The organism is Saccharopolyspora taberi (assembly GCF_039534165.1).
Lineage (GTDB): Bacteria > Actinomycetota > Actinomycetes > Mycobacteriales > Pseudonocardiaceae > Saccharopolyspora_D > Saccharopolyspora_D taberi.
Genome location: NZ_BAAAUX010000011.1, coordinates 602,856 through 620,074 on the forward strand (window position 1 = coordinate 602,856; position 17,219 = coordinate 620,074).

Sequence of the window (17,219 nt, forward strand, 5' to 3'; positions counted from 1 at the left end):
ATTGGCGATGGTGATCGGACAGGAGGAGCTGTCGTCACGCGCCAGTGGCACGACGCGTCACCCCGGCCGGACGCGGAATCGCCTACAACGGCTTCGTACGGTCGTCCTCGGCACTTGCTGGGTCTTGGTGGCCACCTACCTGCAGCTGGTCCGCGGTACCGGTCGCGCAACGGACGTCATCTGGGCCGAGGACGGCGGAGTCTTCTTCAACCAGGCGATGCGCCACTCGCTGTGGCACAACATCGTGGTACCGCATGCTGGCTACCTCCAGGTGATCGCCCGCGTGGTGGTGCAACCGGCGGCGCATCTGCCGCTGTCCTGGGTGGCCGTGTGGCTGGCCGGGATTGCCGCGCTCACCGTTGCGTTCGTCTCCTTGGTGGTTTGGTTCGCCAGCGCTCGGGTCGTCCGGTCGTGGTGGGCTCGCGCGCTGCTCACCGCCTTGGTGCCCCTGCTGCCACAAGCGGGTTTCGAGGTCAACGCCACCGTGAGCAACCTGCACTGGTACCTCGCCTACGCGGCGTTCTGGGTGCTGCTGGCCGCGCCGAGATCCTGGAAAGGACAGCTCGGTGCCTTGTTCGTGGTGGTGCTGGCCGCGCTGTCAGACCCGTTGACGGGCATGGTGCTTCCAGCCGCGGTCGTGGGAGTGGTCGCCTCCACCCGGAGGCGTCTCGCCGTGATCGCGCCGGTCGGCATGGTCGTCGCACTGGCCGTGCAGGCGTGGGTGCACCTGACACGGACGGTTCCGCATCGTCCGAGCCCGACCGTTTTCTCCGAGCTTCCGCAGATCTACGCCATCAGAGTGCTGCTGGCTTCGGCGACCGGCGATCACCTGCTGGGATCGGTCCACGAGAGACTCGGTGCACCGCTGGTCGTGGTGGCCGGTGCTCTGGTCGGTGCGGCGTTGATCGCACTGGTGCTCAACACCGACCGCAAGACACGGCATCTCGCCTGCCTGTCGCTCGCCATTTCCGTTGCGTACCTCTTCGTGCCGATCGGCCTCCGCGGCACGTCCGGATTTCTCGACGGCGACGAACTCGGTCTCGCGGGTTCGCGATACACGATCGTTCCGGTGCTCATGCTCTGGTCGGCGGCGGTCGTGCTCTTGGACCGACTTCCCAGCCGCCCGACCGTACTTCCCGAGGGCGTACCCGGGCTGGTCGGGACGACGACGGTCGCCTTCTTCGCGGTCCAACTGCTCACCGACTGGGCCGGCCCCACGGTGCGTGCCGACGGTCCTTCCTGGCGAGCCGACGTACGTGACGCCCAAATCAACTGCCAGGGACCGCCAGGCTCGCACGGCTTCCAAGAAACCGCCATCGTCGCCGAGGCTCGCGGCAAGACCTCAGCCCCCATCGTTCCTGGTCCGGACGATGTCACGATCTTGATTTCGCCCGTTCCACCAGCCGGTACCGCGCCACTGTTCGCCGTCGTGGTTCCGTGCTCAGAACTCCGCGAGCCGCCGTGATCGCGAGGTCACACCCAACACACCCGCCGCGTGGTGATCGCGATGAGCCCTGCCGACCGCGCAGCCATCCGGGTGGATCCCCGGCTCCCGCTGCCCCAGCGGACCATGGGCGAGCGCATGTCGATGACGCATGTTCAGGTCTACCCCGAGCCCCAACCTGCACCGGCGACGTGCGGCCAGGTCCAGCGCATGGCCTCAGTCAACGCTGGACAGTGCAGACTCCACGCCGTCACCGGCTGAGGCGGGACCTGACTGTGTCGATGATGGGGATGGTCAGCAGCGGCGATGCCAAAACGAGCACGCCCAGGGGGCCGGGCTTGACGTTCTGCACCAGCCAGATGAACAGGCATCCGACACGCTCCTCGCCGCAACGCTGTGGTCGAGCTGGTGATGAACGCGCCACCGGCGGAGCCCCCCTTCAGATGCCCGGACTCTGCAGACCAACCGGCTGAACCCGGCGAGGACCCGCTGCTGCTCCGAGCATGCCAACTCGATACCCCGCACTGGCACCAGCACCAACGACCAATCTCAAACGACCACAGCCGACAGCCGTCCCATAGCGGCCCAAGGCGACTGAGCATCGCTCGTGGCTACCGCTGGCCAATCGTCGTTCGGAGAAGCACGCCAGCAGCGACTTCCGGACGACGACAAGAGCGCCGGCAGCCTTCAAGGTGCGCCCACCGGATGTCAGCAGTCCAATCGGATCCGGATGGCGGCCTTGACCCGGACGCTAGAACGTTCTAGCGTTCCGCCGAAACTAGAACGTTCTATCCATGGGGAGAACCGAGATGGACGACAACGACGTCAGGCCCGAGCGGTTCGGGCTGCGCTCTCCGGGCGTTGACGCGCTGCGTCTTGCCGTTGTGGGTGCCGGACGTATCGGCGCCAACCACGCCGAGATCGTCGCGCGCCGGATCCCCGGGGTTCGGCTGGTGGCCGTGGCAGATCCGGTCGAGAGCGCGGCTCAGCGGCTTGCCTCCGAGCTGGGTGCCGAACCAGCCAGCCTCGAGGACGTCTTGGCCCGCGACGATGTTGACGGTGTGCTGATCAGCGCTCCTGCTCGTGCGCACGCTGATCTGGTTGTGGCCGCGGCTGCTGCGGGCAAGCACGTGTTCTGCGAGAAGCCGATGGCCGTGACGCTGGCTGACGCCGAGAGGGCGGTGGGTGCTGCCGAGGAGGCCGGTGTGGTGTTGCAGGTGGGCTTCAACCGCCGCTTCGCGCCCGGGTTCGTCGCTTCCCGCGCCAGGATCGACGACGGTCAGGTCGGCAATCCGCAGATCCTGCGCTCGCTGACGCGCGACCCGGGACCCTTCGCAGGCGATCCGGCGCGGGTTCCGCAGTGGACGATCTTCCTGGAGACTCTGATCCACGACTTCGACATCCTGTGCTGGCTCAATCCCGGCGCCACGCCGCAGCGCGTGCACGCGTTCGCCGACGCACTGGTCTCGCCGGAGGCCAGGAGCCGCGGCCACCTCGACACCGCGGTTGTGAGTATCCAGTTCGACAACGGCGCGATCGCCACTGCCGACGCGAACTTCTCGGCCCTGTACGGCTACGACGTCCGGGCGGAGGTGTTCGGTTCGAAGGGCATGGTCACCACTGGCAACGCCCGGGCCACCGACATGACCTTCTACGACGCCGACGGCATCCACACCGACACTTCCCGGCGCGACACCGACCTGCTGCGCTCCGCCTACGTCGCCGAGCTGACCGCGTTCGCCGACTCCATCCTCCACGGTTCCCCGGTCCGCGCGACCGGCGCCGAGGCGCGCACCGCCCTGTCGATCGCCCTGGCCGCCATCCGCAGCGTCGAGACCGGCGCGACGGTCGCCATCGCGGACGTCGACACCGCCGTGCACGGCTTGAGCACGGGAGCGGCTTGATGACCTACACGCTTGCCGCCTGCGCGGAAATGCTCTTCTGCGACCTGCCCTTCGTCGAGCGGGTGCGCAGGATCGCGGACCGGGGCCTGCAGGTCGAGATCTGGGACTGGTCCGGCAAGGACGTCGATGCGCTCGCCGCCTCCGGCGCGTCCTTCTCGTCCATGACCGGCTACCTCACCGGAAACCTCACCGAGCCCGACGGCATCGCCGAACTGATCGACAGCGCCGCCCGCTCACTGGAGGTCGCGGAGAAACTGGACTGCCCGCGCCTGAACCTGCACGGCACGGGGCTCGACGGGCGCGGCCTGCCAGTGCGGCCGGTCGAGGTCGTCACCCCGGCGATGTGGCTCACCGCCGCCGATACCTTGCGGAAGGTCGCCGAGCTGGGCGAGACGGCCGGTCGCGTCTTCACCCTGGAGAACCTCAACCTGGCCGTCGACCACCCCGGCACCCCGTTCGCCGCGGCCAAGGACACCCTCGCCCTGGTCCGCGCGGTCGACAGCCCGCATCTGCGGATGAACTTGGACCTCTACCACGCCCAGATCGGCGAGGGGAACCTCATCGCGCTGATCCGCGAGGCCCTGCCCTTCGTCGGCGAAATCCAGATCGCCGACGCGCCGGGCCGTTGCGAACCCGGCACCGGCGAGATCAACTATCCGGCCATCGCCGCGGCCCTGCGCGAACTCGACTACACCGGCGTCGCCGCCCTGGAAGGGTGGGCCGCACACGACGCGGACCGGGCGCTCGACGCCTTCACCGCCGCGTTCCCGGTGTGAAGGACCCGGCCACCGAGATCACCAGCGGTCAACTGGCCCGTGCATGCCGCAAGACGCGTTCCCGGCTGCACTTCCAGAAGTCCGCCTACCATCGGCCGGCCTTGGACATCCCTCGCCGGCCACGACCGAATCCCACTCCGAGGGCTCAACGAGGAGCACGGTCATGACCAGACACAGCACTTCGTCCGCACCGCACACCCTGTCTCCGGATGCGCATGGCCCCCACTCACGCCGTCTGGGCCTGGTTGCCGTCATTGTGACTTTCGGGGGTCTGTTGTTCGGCTATGACACCGGCGTCGTCAACGGTGCTCTCGATCCGCTCACCGCCGACCTCGGCCTGACCCCGCTGTCCGAGGGAATCGTGGTCAGCAATCTCGTGTTCGGCGCCGCGTTCGGTGCCGTGATCGGCGGGGTCCTGTCCGACCGGTACGGCCGCCGCCACAACATCCTCCTGTTGTCCTTGGTGTTCATGTTCGGCACCCTGGGCTGCGTACTGTCACCGAACTGGCAGATTCTCGCCCTGTTCCGGTTCATTCTCGGCCTCGCCGTGGGCGGGGCGTCGGCGACGGTGCCGGTCTACCTGGCCGAAATCGCACCGGTCGAACGCCGCGGCGGCATCGTCACCCGCAACGAGGTGATGATCGTGTCCGGCCAGTTCGCTGCGTTCGTCGTCAACGCGATCATCTTCAGCCTCTGGGGCGAGATCGACGGGATCTGGCGGGTCATGCTGCTGGTCGCCGTCCTGCCGGCGATCGTGCTGTTCCTCGGCATGCTGCGCATGCCGGAAAGCCCGCGCTGGCTGGTCGCCCAGGGCCGTGACGAGGAGGCGCTCGCGGTCCTGTCCCAGGTCCGTACCACCGAGCGCGCCCGCGCCGAAATGGCCGAGGTCCACCGCCTCGCCGAGGAAGAACGGGCCGCCAAGACCGCCGGCGCGGTGGACCTCGGAGTGCGATGGGTCCGCCTGCTCATCCTCATCGGCGCAGGCCTGGGAATCTGCCAGCAGTTCACCGGTATCAACTCGGTGATGTACTACGGCACGCAACTGCTCGGCGATGCCGGGTTCTCCAGCAACTCTGCCATCATCGCCAACACCCTCAACGGCGCCTTCAGCGTCATCGGCATCGCCGTGGGCATCGCAGTCATCAACAAGATCAAGCGCCGCACCATGCTACTCGGCGGGTTCACCCTGACCACGACCTTCCACCTGCTCGTCGGCCTGTCCGCGATGCTGATGCCCGACGGCAGCGCCAAGGCGTGGTTCATCCTCGTGTTCGTCGTGCTCTTCGTCTTCTCGATGCAGGCCACCATCGGCCCGCTGGTCTGGCTCATCCTCTCCGAGATGTTCCCGCTGAAGATCCGCAGCCTGGCCATCGGTATCAGCATCTTCGTGCTCTGGATCGCCAACGGCCTGGTCGCCCTGGGCTTCCCACCCGTCGTCAAGGCCCTGGGGATCGCGAACACCTTCTTCGCCTTCGCCGCCTTCGGCCTGCTGGCCCTCGCGTTCATCGCCACCCGCGTCCCAGAAACCAAGGACCGATCGCTGGAAGAACTCGAAGACGACTTCCGCGCCCGCTACGCCTGACCGACAGCAGCAGGACGGTCCGGCCGGCCGTCCTGCTGCCCGTTGGGTCCGGCCCGGTCCCTGCCCGGTCAGCGTGGCGCGGCCGTGGTTCCGCGGACGACGAGCCTGGGTGCAACGACGGTTTCCTTCTCGTCCACCGGCTTTCCTTCCAAGCGTGCAATGACATGCCCGACGGCGGATTCGGACAGGCGAGGAATGTCCTGGGCCACGGTCGTGAGGTTGACGTGAGCCATGCGGGCCAGATGGCTGTCGTCGAAGCCGACGACGGAGATCTCGTCCGGCACGGCGATGCCGGAACGCAGGAAGACGTCGAGGAGGCCGACCGCGCAACGGTCGTTGAAGGCCACGACAGCGCTCGGTCGCGGGTGGGTGTCCAGCAGAGTGCGCGCGGCTGCGGCTCCGTGCTCCTCGGTCAGACCGCCTGGCAGAACCCGGACATGATCCGCCAAGCCGTGGCGGTTCATGGCGGTGCGGTAGCCGCGGCGGCGATCGGACGCGCCCGGCGCCTTGCCCCCGTCGATGTGGACGATCTCGCGGTGGCCCAGCGCGACGAGATGCTCGACAGCGCTCCGAACCCCTTCGTCGTCGGCGGTCCGTACGACACCGACCCGCGAAGTCGACGGCCGCAGCCGGCGGGCGACGGAGACGACCGGGAGCTGTTCGGCGAGTTCGGCCAGGCGCGCTGCAGGCGCCTGCGGGCCGAACAGGATCAACGCCTCGCAGCGGTCAGCGAGCAGGGCATCCACGGCGCGCTGCTCGCCGCGGCTGGCCGCCACGGCACTCAGCACGACCTGATAACCCGCCGGCTCAGCCGCTGCGTAGACGCCCTCCACGAGGTCGGAATGGAAAGCCTGCTCCAGGCTGAACTGCACCCCAAGCAGCTGCGAACGGTGACTGCGCAACAGCCGCGCCCGAGCATCCGGCCGGTAACCGATCTCCTGCGCAGCCTTCAGCACCCGCTCACGCGTGGCATCACCGGCACCTTTGACACCACGCATCACGATCGACACCAACGCCGTGGACACACCCGCCCGCGCCGCAACATCAGCGAGGGTGGGCCGCTTCCCGTTCGAGGCCGTCGACATCGATGACACCATTTCCTGGTCGAAGTCTTCCTGGCCAACGATCCTAGGCCGCTCCGAACGGGCACCACCCCCAGGCCCTACAACGTTCTAGCCACGGCTCGTCGAGTGCGAGCCTCGCCGAGCAGAGGAGTGACCGCGTCCCACGCACCGTATATGCGGACCCACTCCCGAGGGCACGGTCACGGCAACGGGCAGAGCCTGGTGGGATGCCGAGCGTGGATGTGCTGGCACACGTTCGGGCAGCAGCCAGCGCCAGGGCTATGCCTGCGTCGGCTGCTGAGGCCATCAGATGATGGATTCGGGGAACCAGCGGGCCTTGTAGGTCCAGGAAGGCAGTTTCAGGGCGGTTTGGGTCTTTGTGTCGGGCTGGTAGGAAACCAGGCTCGTCGAGAAGTATTCCTTCTCGGCTTGGGCGACTTACAACGCCGCCGACATGCGCGATGCGAACCCACAGGCCGTAGCCACTGGCAGGACCTGAGTCAATGACCGTGCCGTCCCTTGCGGCGGCGATCGGCGTGCTTACAGTGTTGGCGATGTCCTGGCCCGCATGGAACTCTCCATCCCGGGGGCCGAAACCCGAGGTACACGTACCTGAGACAGGAATGACCCAGTCCCCAGTGGCCGACATACCTTGCTGTGCCAGGTACTTTCCGGCTTGCGCCAGGACCATGCGGACATACCAATCCGCCCGGCAGATGCTTCTCATCTGGTCAACGGTCTTAACGCTGCGACTGTCTTAAGTGTTCTGTCGATGTGCGGTACGTCGGTTCTCGGTTCGCTCCGCTGTGAGCCGCGTACCGCCGGTGTGTGAAGGAGGGCGCCAGTCAGCTAACCGGGCCGAGGACATCCGGATCGGTTACCGATCACTGGAGGGATCAGGATCGCCGTGGCGCCGCAGGGGCGGGATGGTCAGCAGGGGCGTGTAGTGGCCTTTGGGGAAAGGCTCGCCGATGAGCTGGTCGTCGGCTTCGACCCAGGCATGGGCGGCGAAGGGCTGGGTGCGTACCCCGGTGCACCAGGTCGGCCAAGAACCGCGGGCACGACAGAGCAGCGCGGTGGCGATCGAGCGTTGCAGACAGCCCTGCCCGGCACAGCGCAAGCTCACCGCCACCACGGCGCGGCGTGCGGCCAGGGCTTGGTCGGCGCTGGCCGGTGTCGCGCCGCGGCGGGCGAACTCCAGCACCCGGCGGATCCGCGCCGGCCGCGTGTGGGCCAGCAGGCGTGCGATCGTGACCGCTACCAGCGGGAGTCCCCGCCGGTGCAGCGGAAGCCGGTCGCGTGAGTCCAGAGTGACCGGAATGCTCATCGCGGCTCCACGAGGTCGACGTCGCGCAGGTTCTGGAGGATGGTGGTGACGTCACGGTGAGCGTGGCCGGGGTCGATGCCGTGGCGGGTGGCGAGCCGCTCGGCGATGGCGGCGGTGTCGTGTCCCTCCAGCAGTGCGTGGAGTACGGCGGTGCCGGTGGTGTTGAGCTGGAAGTAGCGGCCGGTGCTCATCTGCAGCAGCACGGTGCCGTCGGCGGTCTCGGTGGTGGCCACGTCAGGGCGCAGTCGCAGCGGCATCGGGCCTCCCCGAGGGCGTGGTGTGCTGGGATGTGCCGCGAAGCCAGGTTTCGCAGCCGATCAGGGCTTCCAGTGCGAAGGCGGTGTGATGGTCACGCTGCGGGCTGCCCAGTTGCCGGCGCAGCGCGTCGGGGTCGATCAGGCCCCGTGCGGCCAGGGCCGAGTCGGCGAACAGGTCCAGGATCGTGGTGTGGTGGCGGCGCAGGCCGACGCGGAGGTCTTCGCTGAGGATGCCCTTGGTCGATCGGCCCAGGATGGTCTCGGGGACGAGCCCGCGCATCGCCTCGGCCAGCAGCGGCTTGTAGCGCCACGGGCCGGCGTGTTCGTGTGGTGCGACGGCGAGCACGGCCTCCAGGACGCGGTCGTCGAGGTAGGGCATGTCGAGATCGACACCGGCGTGGACGTACTGGCGGGCCAGCAACCGGTACACCGGTGTGCTGGTACGCGGCCTGAGCAGGGCGTGGTGGTGTGCCTGGTCGTCGGCCAGCGGTGCTGCCTGCTCCGCGGTGTGGCGGAGTGCCTGGCGGACGAGATCCGTCCCTGCGGCGGTCAGCCACGCCGGCGTCCGCAGGTTCCCCATGCCCCAGCCCAGGGACGCGGCCCGCGCCGGGGGCGGGTCGGTGAGGTGATCGGCTTGGTGGTGCCACCAGCTCGCCGTGTCGTCGGGGCGCAGGAGGGCGGCCAGGGTGGGACGCAGCGGCCAGCGGTTGTGTGCGAGGTACCCGCGGAGATGGCGTAGTGCGGTGACGGGGTGGCGCCGCAGCAGGCCGGGCAGGTAGCCGGGCGAGACGGTGAACAGTTCGTCTCCGCCGTGTCCGGCGACGTGTCGACGGGAGCCCCTTCGGGCCAGCAGCCGGGCGTTGTGCTGGACCCTGGCCAGGGTGCGGCTGCACAGGTAGGGCTCTTCCCGGTCAGGCGCGGCCACCGGTGCGAACAGCGGCGGAAGCTGGGACTGGGCAACGACCACGTGCTCCGCCTCGGGTAGACAGCCGATGGCGTGCGCGGCGAACCGGGCGTCGTCGTTGCCGTCCTCGGCTTCGGCCAACCGGAACGTCATCAGGTTCGGGGTGTGGCGTGCGGTGAGGAAGCACAGGGAGGTCGAGTCCATGCCGCCGGAGAGATCCGTGCTGAGTCGTCCCTCGGTGCAGGGGTCCGGGCCGGTGGCCTGTTCCAGCGCGGTGCGCACCGCTTCGGCGCCGTCGGCCAGCGAACCCTCCGGTGCCGGGGGTCGCCACCACCGCCTCGCATGGGCTCGGTCCTGCTGCCACACCAGGCAGTGATCGGGTGGCAGCGCGGCGATGCCGCGCCACACGGGCTGTTCGTTTGCCGGCGGAGGGAGTGTGAACCCGCCAGTGATCCGCACGGCCAGTGACTGCTCGTCGATGTCGGCGCGGGTCATCGCGGCCAGCACGTCGGCGCGGTCCGCGGCGATGTCGACCCCGTCGATCACGGTGTGGAAGACCCGGCGCAGCCCGGACACGCTGCCCTGCACCCGCACCGCGCCGGCCACCGAGGCCACCAGGTGGCACGAGCCCGACATCCGGGAGGCCACCGCGTCGAGGTCGGAGACCGTGGTGACCGCTGCGGCAAGCTCCGCCAGCCGCGCGGCGGTCACCAGGCGGATCCCGACGATCGCGACCCGGACCACGCCGACAGTGGTCACGACGACCTGGCCGGGTCTCCACCGGCCGACCAGCCACGGCCGCCCCGAGGCGTGCGAGAGCACTGCGGGTTCCTCGAACGGCACTCGCCCGATCAGTGCCGAGGCGGCGGCGGTGTCCGGCAGCACCACGAATCCCGAACTCATCCTCGACAACCCGGACTCCAGGAACAGGCGCTGGCGTTCGTGCGGGGAACCGACCAAAAACTTGCTCTCACTATCCCTGAGTACCGACGATGAAGTCGGGTTCCAGGAACCCCATGCCCAGCGTGTCCTGGCTGAAGGTGCCGACCTCGACCAGCACCGGCTCCGTGTAGGGCTCGATCGGCGTCTGCTCACTGCGTTCGTCCATCACAACCTCCACGATTCCACTGGGTAATCTCTTGACTACCACCGGGATTGTTGCGGCGTGGTTGCGGTCCCACCACCGGAAGTCCGGGGCGTCACCCACAAGATCACCCGCTCCAGCGAACCCACACCGCGAGTGCCGGGAAACGAATCTCTCGTCGGCCTGTGGGTCTGCGCCCCTCTGGACTGGCCGGAGAACGGGTATCGAGTGTCCCGATGCCCTCTTGTGAACGTGTCCTCGTGGACGCGGTTGGCTTGTCAACGCCGCGCGGAGACGAAGGTCACCGCGCGGGTGACCACCTCCCTTGGTCCCGGCTGGCAGCCACGATCGGCGTGCCGACGGGTGCGGCAGTGCCCTCGCCCGTCAGTGTCCGACGCACAGCGGTGGCGCTGACCGCTGCTGATAGAACCCGACCGGGTCGACGGGTTGACCGTTGACCTCGATCTGGAAGTGCAGGTGCGGCCCAGTGGACTGGCCACGGCTGCCGACCTCCGCGATCGGCTGACCTGCCCCACGACGGCTCTCCCTCCGACAAGGTTGCGGTCGTTGTGCCCGTAGGTCGTGATCACGCCTCCCGGGTGCTCGATCCGTACCCACAAGCCATACCCGGTAGCGGGGCCGGAATCGATAACGGTTGCTCCGCTGGCCGCCAGGATCGGCGTACCGATCCCAGCGGCGACGTCCTGTCCTTCGTGGAAACCACCATCCCGTGGTCCGAAACCAGCGCTGCACCAGCCCGCCACAGGCACGGTCCACCCACCGCTCGGCGAGCCCAGGGGTAGTGCGGCCCGGTAATCCTCGGCTTGGTCGAGGACCATGCGGACGTACCAGTCCGCCCTGTTGTACGCGAAAATCGCACTGGAGACGTCTCGTCGTCGCGAGCACCGGAGTCACACAGGTATCGAGCGGCAGCGTAGATCGCGTTTACCTCGTTGAAGGGGCTCGGTGGAGTGCTGCCGCCGGGTGGGATGGGTTCGTCGTAGGCGGCGAACGTGGCGGGCAGGAACTGCATCAGCCCTGCGGTTATCTAAAGGTTGAACCGGGGTCCACCTGGTCGCAGTCGGCGTTGCGGACTGAGCGACGTGAGGCACGCGGCCGACGCCTGGAGTTGGAGGTGGGGCCCGGCGTCCCCGGAAGCGAGCCGAAAGAACGTCCGCGCATAGCGATGTGCGGGAATTTGAGGGCGGCTGCCGTCGCTGTCCGGGTGCCTCTGCGGTCAGGCTGGGCCCAGCAGGTTGGTGCGGACGTCGATCAGGTGGGCACGCAAGTGGTCGCGGGCGGCGTCGGGATCGCGGTCGGCTAGGGCGTCGGCGATCAGCCGGTGGCCGGTCTCGTAGCCTTCGCGTCGCTGGGCGCTGGCGGAGCGTCGCTTGATGTTGCCCCAGACGGGGAGGTCGCGGGCGGCGTTCATGGTGTCGAACAACCGGAGCAGCGGGCTGTTGTGTGCCGCTGTGGCGATCGCGCGGTGCAGGACGGAGTCCCAGGACTCGAATTCGTCGTGGGTGCTCGCCGCGACGCCCCGATCCAGGCAGTGCCGGATCTGCGCAAGATCGGCGGGCGTGGCGTGCCGGGCCGCGAGGGACGCGATCTCGGGTTCGAGCAGCAGCCGGGTGGCCGTGATCTCGGCGGGGCTGGTCTGCAGGGAGTCCGCTGCGGCGCGTGAGTGCTGAGATGGTGATCATCTCAGCACCCGACTCCGCGGCACGGGAGGGCAACGGGCGGCTCACCCCCGAAAACTCGGGACGTACTTGTAGATCGTGGAGCCGCTGACGCCGAGCAGGCGCGCGATGGATGCCACGATGTTGTCCGGCTCGACGAGCAGCTCGCGGGCGTGGCGGACCTGCTCGGGGGTCATGGCCGAGCCGGACGCCGGCCGCGGGCGGCAGCTAGGGCGTGTGTCGAAGGTGGTTGCTCAGGGGCCGTGCCGTGCAGGGCAGGGCTCAGAAGCGCGCGGGCGATTCTGACCGGCGTCGGTCCACATCAGAGGACGCTGAAGTGCGGCCGGTGTGGCTCAATGGGTGACGTCCATGCGCTGTGTGCCGATGACCGACAGCAGCCGTAGCGCCTCTTCGGAGGGCGAGCCTGGGACCGCGGTGTAGATCACGACCTGCTGGTCGCGGTCGGTGATGTCGAGGACGTCGCAGTTGACGGTGACCGGGCCGACCACCGGGTGCTGGAAGGTCTTGCACAGGGTGGGCTCGGCGGACACGTCGTGGGACTCCCACAGGCGAGTGAACTCTTCGCTTGTGTCGAGGAGTTCGGCTACCAGCTCGGCCACTTCTGGATCGTTGGGGTAGCGGGCGGCGGCGGCGCGCAGGCGCTGCGTCGAGTGGCGGGCGAACGCGTCCGCGTCCGAGACTCCGTACAGCCGCTGCCCCTGCGTGTGCGGGCCAAGAAAGACACGGCGCACAAGATTGCGGTCGCGTCGCGGCAGGGCGGAGAAGTCCTCCATCAGGGCTGCCGCCAGATGGTTCCACGCGAGTACCTCGAAGGTCGCGGACGTTACGGTTGCCGCGGCCTGCGGCAGTCGGTGCAGCAGGTCGAGGATGCTCTGCCGTACCTCGCGCGAGGGCCCGGCCGACGGGAGCGGCGGTGCACCGGCGAGGTGGTGGAGATGGTTACGCTCGGCGTCCGACAGGCGCAGGGCCCGAGCCAGTCCGGCCAGCACCTCGTGCGACGGGTGCGGCGCCCGGGCTTGCTCCAGCCGCGTGTAGTACTCGGTCGAGACGAACGCCAGCTGCGCCACCTCTTCGCGGCGCAATCCCGGGGTGCGGCGGCGCGGGCCGGCGGGCAGCCCAACCTCGGCAGGGGTGATCTCCTCGCGTCGGCTGCGCAGGAAGTTCGCCAGTTCCCTTCGGTCCACCTCCCCAGTGTGTACAGACGTCGGCCGGCACAGCCAGGTACCGCCGGTGCCTGGCTCGGCTTCGCGGACGGGCGCAGGCTCGCTGCCATGGACAACACACCCATCACCGGCACATCCACCGCCCCTGCCGCCCTGGGCCTGCTGGCCGGCAAGGTCGCCTTCATCACCGGTGCCGGACGCGGCATCGGAGCGGCCGCGGCTCAGCTCTTCGCCCGCGAAGGCGCCCGAGTGCTTCTCGCGGCCCGGACGGAGGCCCAGCTGAAGACGGTGGCCGAGGAGATTCGGGCGGCGGGCGGCACCGCGAACTACGTGGTGTGCGACCTGGCCGACGCGACCAGCGTGCGCGCCGCCGTGGACCGCGCCGTGAACCTGTACGGCCGGCTCGACATCGCCTTCAACAACGGCGCGACGATCCAGCAGCCCGGCCCGATGGACCAGATGCCGGAGGCCGACTTCGACCACATCTACGACGTGAACCTCAAGGGCGTCTGGCTGGCCATGGTCGCCGAGATCGCCGCCATCCGAACCACCGCCGGGACGGGCGCTGTCGTCAACAACTCATCCGTCGGCAGCCTGACGGGCAACCCCGAGCTGCCCGCCTACGGCGCGATGAAACGGGCGGTCAACAGCCTCACCGAGTCGGCCGCCGTCACCTACGGCCCGGAAGGCATCCGCGTCAACGCCATCGCCCCCGGCAACACGGCGACCGAGATGATACGCACCTGGGAACAGGGATCACCCGGTCTCCGAGAGCGACTCACGGCGCACACCCCGCTGCGCCGCGCGGCCGACCCGCAGGAGATCGCGCAGGCCGCCGCCTGGCTCCTCAGCGACCGCTCCTCCTACGTGACCGGCACGGTCCTACGGGTCGACGGCGGCGCGCGGGCCTGAGCCGGGGATGCCTCTATCCCTGTTCACAGCCACTCGTTGATGGCCGCTATGAGGACGGTCGCCTCGTAACGGACCGCGAGCTTGTCATACCTTGTGCCCACAGCTCGGTGCCGTTTGAGGCGATTGATGCCGTACTCAACCGCGTGCCGAGCCTTGTAGTCCTCCGGGTCGAACTTCGGCGGACAGCCGCCGCGTGAGCTGAGTTTCTCGCGGTTACGGGCGTGGTCGGCCGGCTCGGTGGCGGCGCCGCCGGGCGGCTCCTTCTGGAGGTTCCCCTTTTCGTGTCCCGGCGGCATGCTGGTGGGCACGGACGATGGTGGAGTCACCATTGATGTCCCAGGTGATCAGGTCCTTGGCGTCGGCCTGGGCCTCCAGGGCAGTGAAGATCCGCTGCCAGGTGCCGTTGCACTGCCACCGGCGGAACAGGTCGTACACCCGGCCCCAGGGCCCGTACTCCTGCGGCAGTCCCGCCAAGGGATGCCGGTACTGCCCCGGAAGCGTATGCCGTCAACCAGCTGCCTCTTGGTCCATATCGGCGGTCGGCCGGACTTCTTACGCCTCGGCAACAGGGGCTCCAGCACCGCCCACTGCTCGTCCGTCAAATCTCCACGCGCCATGAACCAAGATCATCTCACGATCAAGATCTACTTTCGGCACGCGCCCTAGCTTGAGTTTTAAGTGCGCCCAGCTCTGGTAAGCGAAGTGGGGTTGACCTCGTTCGAGATCAACCCCACTTTTTGCGCCTGGCGAACGGGCTGTCGTAGGGGCATCCGCACCGCCGGGCTTGTTGCCCGCCGCCAGGGCAATAGAGAGCACAGCACTAGGGCGCAGCGCGCGAACGACGGGTGTTGCGTCGAGCCGAAACCGCATGTCGGCCGAGCCCGAGTGTCCTAATCGGACATCTCGGCGGCCAGGAGTCCGACGGTCGCTTCGGGAGATTCGGCGTGGAAGTGGTGGCTTCCCAGGTCGACCAGGTCGATGCGCATGCGGTGCCCGTAGCGGTCGATGGCTTCCTGGGTGATGATCGTGCGCACGGCGAACAGCGTGATCGGTTGGCTGCCCTCATGCAGTGCGGCGTCCATGTCCCAGTGCACCAGAGCTTCGAGGGCGTGCAGGCCCGCGGGCTGGCGCATCGCGCTCATCTTCTTGGTGTAGGCGTCCATCAGAGCAGGGTCGGTGCCGGGTGGTGAGCCCGACTCGACCATGCCCCGCATCGCTCCCGCGAAGTCCTCGCGGAACGGACGCAGCAACGCTTCGGCCGCGTGCTCCTCCTGCGCGGGGAACAACGACAGGTAGTGCAAGGCATCGAGCGCGACCACGCGCGTGACCGTGTGGGGAAGCAGGCGGGCGGTTTCGACCGCGACCGCCCTGCCCATCGAATGTCCGACGACGACGCACGAGCCGACCGACTCGGCTTCCAGCACTGCCGCCACGTCGCGGGCGAACTCCTCCATCGTCCAGGTGCCGCGGGTGGACCGTGAGTCCCCGTGCTCGGCGAGATCGATCGCCAACACGCGGAGTTGCCGCGGGAGGTGGGCGATGATCGCGTCGAAGTCGTGGCGGTCGCAGCCCCAGCCGTGGACGAGCACCATGGCCGGGCCAACTGCCGAACCACTGACCGTGTACCGGATCGACGTGTCGTCGGGACGCCGAACCTCGTGGCTCTCCGCGTTCCTGTTGATCGCCATCATTGCGGGTTTCCTTTCGACTCAGCTGGAGATGTCTTCCAGGACGGTTTGGCGGGTTTCGGGGAGGAACAAGATGGCTACGACCGATCCGGTTACGAAGAGCACGGCGCTGGCGGCGAACACAACGCTGGGGCCCTGGGCGGCGATGACCAGAGGCACGACGACGGGTCCGAAGATGGATCCGAGGCGTCCGGCGGCGGTGGAGCTGCCCATTCCGATGGCGCGGGCACGGGTGGGGAACAGCTCCGGGGTGTAGGCGAAGATCGAGGAGAACATCCCGAAGAAGATGAACTGCAGGACCGACCCGGAGATGATCAGCTCGGTGACGCCGGAGGCGGTCCCGTAGACGTACGCTGCTGCTGCCGAGGACAGGGAGAAGCCGACCAGGCAGACCTTGCGCCCGATCCGTTCGATGAGCCAGGCGGCGGCAAGGAACCCGGGGATGCCCCACAGGGCCATGAGGATGATGTAGCCGACGGACTCGACCATGTCGTGGCCGGCGTCGGTGAGGAGCTTGCCGATCCAGGTGGTGAGGCCGTAGTAGCCGCCGAGCAGGCAGAACCACATCGTCCAGCTGGCCAGGGTCCGCTTGCGGTAGCCGTCGGTGAACAGCGCCCGCAGCCCTGCCTGCTGCCCTGTCGTGTCGCGGTCGTCGATCGGTCCGGGGGCGGGCAGGGGACGACCGAAAGCGGCTTCGGTCTTGCGTTCGACGTGCTCGAGGGTGGCGATAGCGTCGGCGTGGCGGCCGCGGGAGACCTGCCAGCGGGGGGATTCGGGCAGGTTACGGCGCACGATGAGCGCGACGACGGCGAGCAGGGCCTGGGCGAGGAAGAAGCCGCGCCAGCCCAGGGTCGTTGACAGCAGCACGAACGATCCGATGCCGGCGAGGATGAATCCGATGGGCCAGGTGCCCTCCATCAGCGCGACGTAGCGGCCGCGCCTGGCCGACGGCATGAACTCGGACAGCAGGGCTGCGGCGACGGGGAATTCCGCGCCCATCCCGATGCCCAGCAGCAGTCGGAACGAGGCGAGGCTGGCGAAGTCCCAGGACAGCGCGAGCAACACGCTGGCCGATCCCCAGATGATGATGCTGTACTTGAATACCTTGAGCCGGCCGAACCGGTCGGCCAGGACGCCGGCGCCGACGGCGCCGACGAACATGCCGGCGAAGGTGGCGCTGCCCACGAGGCCGGCCTGCAGCTTGGTCAGCCCGAACTCGGCGCTGATCGGGGCGAGCAGGTGCGTCAGGGCGCCGAGGTCGATCGAGTCGAACAGCCACGCGGTGGCGATGATCAGGAACAGGCTGCGCTGGTAGCTGGTCCAGGGCAGTCGTTCGAGGCGGGCGGCGACTTCACCGGTGCTGATGCGGCCGCTGGGTGGGGTCTGCAGGGATGAGGAGTCCAAGGCGGGCTGC

Annotated in this window: 19 protein-coding genes and 1 pseudogene; 5 read left to right on the forward strand and 15 right to left on the reverse strand. The window is 68.5% G+C overall.

Annotation, left to right across the window (positions count from 1 at the left end; translation table 11 throughout):
- The first annotated feature begins 7 nt into the window (after positions 1–7).
- From ABD691_RS11835 to ABD691_RS11850, 4 genes are all read left to right on the forward strand, one after another.
- On the forward strand, positions 8–1,465 hold the full coding sequence (locus ABD691_RS11835) for a glucosyltransferase (RefSeq protein ID WP_344679627.1): 1,458 nt from the start codon (positions 8–10) through the stop codon (positions 1,463–1,465).
- 788 nt (positions 1,466–2,253) lie between these two features.
- Positions 2,254–3,348, forward strand: coding sequence for a Gfo/Idh/MocA family oxidoreductase (locus ABD691_RS11840; RefSeq protein WP_344679628.1), 1,095 nt, complete (start codon positions 2,254–2,256; stop codon positions 3,346–3,348).
- The gene (locus tag ABD691_RS11845) at positions 3,348–4,124 is read left to right on the forward strand and encodes a TIM barrel protein (RefSeq protein WP_344679629.1); all 777 of its coding nucleotides are present in this window, start codon (positions 3,348–3,350) and stop codon (positions 4,122–4,124) included. Before ABD691_RS11840 ends, ABD691_RS11845 begins: the two co-directional genes overlap by 1 nt.
- Positions 4,125–4,287: 163 nt before the next feature.
- Positions 4,288–5,706 carry a sugar porter family MFS transporter gene (locus ABD691_RS11850; protein ID WP_344679630.1) on the forward strand — a complete coding sequence of 473 codons (1,419 nt, stop codon included), beginning with the start codon at positions 4,288–4,290 and terminating at the stop codon, positions 5,704–5,706.
- Positions 5,707–5,774: 68 nt separating this feature from the next.
- Here ABD691_RS11850 and ABD691_RS11855 read toward each other — a convergent pair whose 3' ends face one another.
- From ABD691_RS11855 to ABD691_RS11905, 11 genes and pseudogenes are all read right to left on the reverse strand, one after another.
- Positions 5,775–6,791, reverse strand: coding sequence for a LacI family DNA-binding transcriptional regulator (locus tag ABD691_RS11855; RefSeq protein ID WP_344679631.1), 1,017 nt, complete (start codon positions 6,789–6,791; stop codon positions 5,775–5,777).
- Positions 6,792–6,834: 43 nt separating this feature from the next.
- Positions 6,835–7,497: a M23 family metallopeptidase gene (locus ABD691_RS11860; RefSeq protein ID WP_344679632.1), complete on the reverse strand. Its 663-nt coding sequence runs from the start codon at positions 7,495–7,497 to the stop codon at positions 6,835–6,837.
- Between the two features lie 150 nt (positions 7,498–7,647).
- The gene (locus ABD691_RS11865; RefSeq protein ID WP_344679633.1) at positions 7,648–8,097 is read right to left on the reverse strand and encodes a lasso peptide biosynthesis B2 protein; all 450 of its coding nucleotides are present in this window, start codon (positions 8,095–8,097) and stop codon (positions 7,648–7,650) included.
- Positions 8,094–8,354, reverse strand: coding sequence for a lasso peptide biosynthesis PqqD family chaperone (locus tag ABD691_RS11870; RefSeq protein ID WP_344679634.1), 261 nt, complete (start codon positions 8,352–8,354; stop codon positions 8,094–8,096). Before ABD691_RS11870 ends, ABD691_RS11865 begins: the two co-directional genes overlap by 4 nt.
- Complete coding sequence (locus tag ABD691_RS11875; RefSeq protein ID WP_344679635.1) at positions 8,332–10,161, reverse strand: asparagine synthase-related protein; 1,830 nt, start codon at positions 10,159–10,161, stop codon at positions 8,332–8,334. The genes ABD691_RS11870 and ABD691_RS11875 overlap by 23 nt, the downstream gene beginning before the upstream one ends.
- 70 nt (positions 10,162–10,231) lie before the next feature.
- On the reverse strand, positions 10,232–10,366 hold the full coding sequence (locus ABD691_RS11880) for a lasso RiPP family leader peptide-containing protein (RefSeq protein ID WP_344679636.1): 135 nt from the start codon (positions 10,364–10,366) through the stop codon (positions 10,232–10,234).
- A 360-nt stretch (positions 10,367–10,726) separates the two neighbouring features.
- On the reverse strand, positions 10,727–10,960 hold the full coding sequence (locus ABD691_RS11885; protein ID WP_344679781.1) for a M23 family metallopeptidase: 234 nt from the start codon (positions 10,958–10,960) through the stop codon (positions 10,727–10,729).
- Positions 10,951–11,181 (reverse strand): annotated as a pseudogene (locus ABD691_RS11890) (M23 family metallopeptidase); the annotation flags it as partial. The pseudogene ABD691_RS11890 and the gene ABD691_RS11885, both read right to left, overlap by 10 nt.
- 398 nt (positions 11,182–11,579) lie before the next feature.
- Positions 11,580–12,005, reverse strand: a complete 426-nt coding sequence (locus ABD691_RS11895) for a FadR/GntR family transcriptional regulator (protein ID WP_344679782.1) — start codon at positions 12,003–12,005, stop codon at positions 11,580–11,582.
- A gap of 81 nt (positions 12,006–12,086) precedes the next feature.
- The gene (locus ABD691_RS11900) at positions 12,087–12,218 is read right to left on the reverse strand and encodes a helix-turn-helix domain-containing protein (protein WP_344679637.1); all 132 of its coding nucleotides are present in this window, start codon (positions 12,216–12,218) and stop codon (positions 12,087–12,089) included.
- Between the two features lie 156 nt (positions 12,219–12,374).
- Positions 12,375–13,226: a helix-turn-helix transcriptional regulator gene (locus ABD691_RS11905; RefSeq protein WP_344679638.1), complete on the reverse strand. Its 852-nt coding sequence runs from the start codon at positions 13,224–13,226 to the stop codon at positions 12,375–12,377.
- Between the two features lie 87 nt (positions 13,227–13,313).
- Here ABD691_RS11905 and ABD691_RS11910 point away from each other — a divergent pair, with 87 nt between their 5' ends.
- Positions 13,314–14,117, forward strand: coding sequence for an SDR family NAD(P)-dependent oxidoreductase (locus tag ABD691_RS11910; RefSeq protein ID WP_344679639.1), 804 nt, complete (start codon positions 13,314–13,316; stop codon positions 14,115–14,117).
- A 23-nt stretch (positions 14,118–14,140) separates the two neighbouring features.
- Here the strand turns inward: ABD691_RS11910 and ABD691_RS33720 are convergent, their stop codons facing one another.
- The 4 genes from ABD691_RS33720 to ABD691_RS11925 form a co-directional block, all read right to left on the reverse strand.
- On the reverse strand, positions 14,141–14,425 hold the full coding sequence (locus ABD691_RS33720) for a hypothetical protein (RefSeq protein ID WP_425565046.1): 285 nt from the start codon (positions 14,423–14,425) through the stop codon (positions 14,141–14,143).
- 36 nt (positions 14,426–14,461) lie between these two features.
- The gene (locus ABD691_RS33725; protein ID WP_425565047.1) at positions 14,462–14,734 is read right to left on the reverse strand and encodes a transposase; all 273 of its coding nucleotides are present in this window, start codon (positions 14,732–14,734) and stop codon (positions 14,462–14,464) included.
- A 273-nt stretch (positions 14,735–15,007) separates the two neighbouring features.
- Complete coding sequence (locus ABD691_RS11920) at positions 15,008–15,805, reverse strand: alpha/beta fold hydrolase (RefSeq protein WP_344679640.1); 798 nt, start codon at positions 15,803–15,805, stop codon at positions 15,008–15,010.
- 21 nt (positions 15,806–15,826) lie between these two features.
- Positions 15,827–17,209 (reverse strand): MFS transporter, encoded by a 1,383-nt coding sequence (locus tag ABD691_RS11925; RefSeq protein WP_344679641.1) that lies wholly within the window; start codon positions 17,207–17,209, stop codon positions 15,827–15,829.
- Positions 17,210–17,219: the final 10 nt, after the last annotated feature.

What these genes read in the sequence shown, in the direction of transcription:
- ABD691_RS11845 (WP_344679629.1), top strand. Translation starts at nt 3,348, where the DNA reads ATGACCTACACGCTTGCCGCCTGCGCGGAAATGCTCTTCTGCGACCTG.
- ABD691_RS11855 (WP_344679631.1), bottom strand. Translation starts at nt 6,791, where the DNA reads ATGTCGACGGCCTCGAACGGGAAGCGGCCCACCCTCGCTGATGTTGCG.
- ABD691_RS11870 (WP_344679634.1), bottom strand. Translation starts at nt 8,354, where the DNA reads ATGCCGCTGCGACTGCGCCCTGACGTGGCCACCACCGAGACCGCCGAC.
- ABD691_RS11920 (WP_344679640.1), bottom strand. Translation starts at nt 15,805, where the DNA reads ATGGCGATCAACAGGAACGCGGAGAGCCACGAGGTTCGGCGTCCCGAC.
- ABD691_RS11880 (WP_344679636.1), bottom strand. Translation starts at nt 10,366, where the DNA reads ATGGACGAACGCAGTGAGCAGACGCCGATCGAGCCCTACACGGAGCCG.
- ABD691_RS11835 (WP_344679627.1), top strand. Translation starts at nt 8, where the DNA reads ATGGTGATCGGACAGGAGGAGCTGTCGTCACGCGCCAGTGGCACGACG.
- ABD691_RS11860 (WP_344679632.1), bottom strand. Translation starts at nt 7,497, where the DNA reads ATGAGAAGCATCTGCCGGGCGGATTGGTATGTCCGCATGGTCCTGGCG.
- ABD691_RS11850 (WP_344679630.1), top strand. Translation starts at nt 4,288, where the DNA reads ATGACCAGACACAGCACTTCGTCCGCACCGCACACCCTGTCTCCGGAT.
- ABD691_RS11875 (WP_344679635.1), bottom strand. Translation starts at nt 10,161, where the DNA reads ATGAGTTCGGGATTCGTGGTGCTGCCGGACACCGCCGCCGCCTCGGCA.
- ABD691_RS11865 (WP_344679633.1), bottom strand. Translation starts at nt 8,097, where the DNA reads ATGAGCATTCCGGTCACTCTGGACTCACGCGACCGGCTTCCGCTGCAC.
- ABD691_RS11900 (WP_344679637.1), bottom strand. Translation starts at nt 12,218, where the DNA reads ATGACCCCCGAGCAGGTCCGCCACGCCCGCGAGCTGCTCGTCGAGCCG.
- ABD691_RS11840 (WP_344679628.1), top strand. Translation starts at nt 2,254, where the DNA reads ATGGACGACAACGACGTCAGGCCCGAGCGGTTCGGGCTGCGCTCTCCG.
- ABD691_RS33725 (WP_425565047.1), bottom strand. Translation starts at nt 14,734, where the DNA reads ATGGCGCGTGGAGATTTGACGGACGAGCAGTGGGCGGTGCTGGAGCCC.
- ABD691_RS11910 (WP_344679639.1), top strand. Translation starts at nt 13,314, where the DNA reads ATGGACAACACACCCATCACCGGCACATCCACCGCCCCTGCCGCCCTG.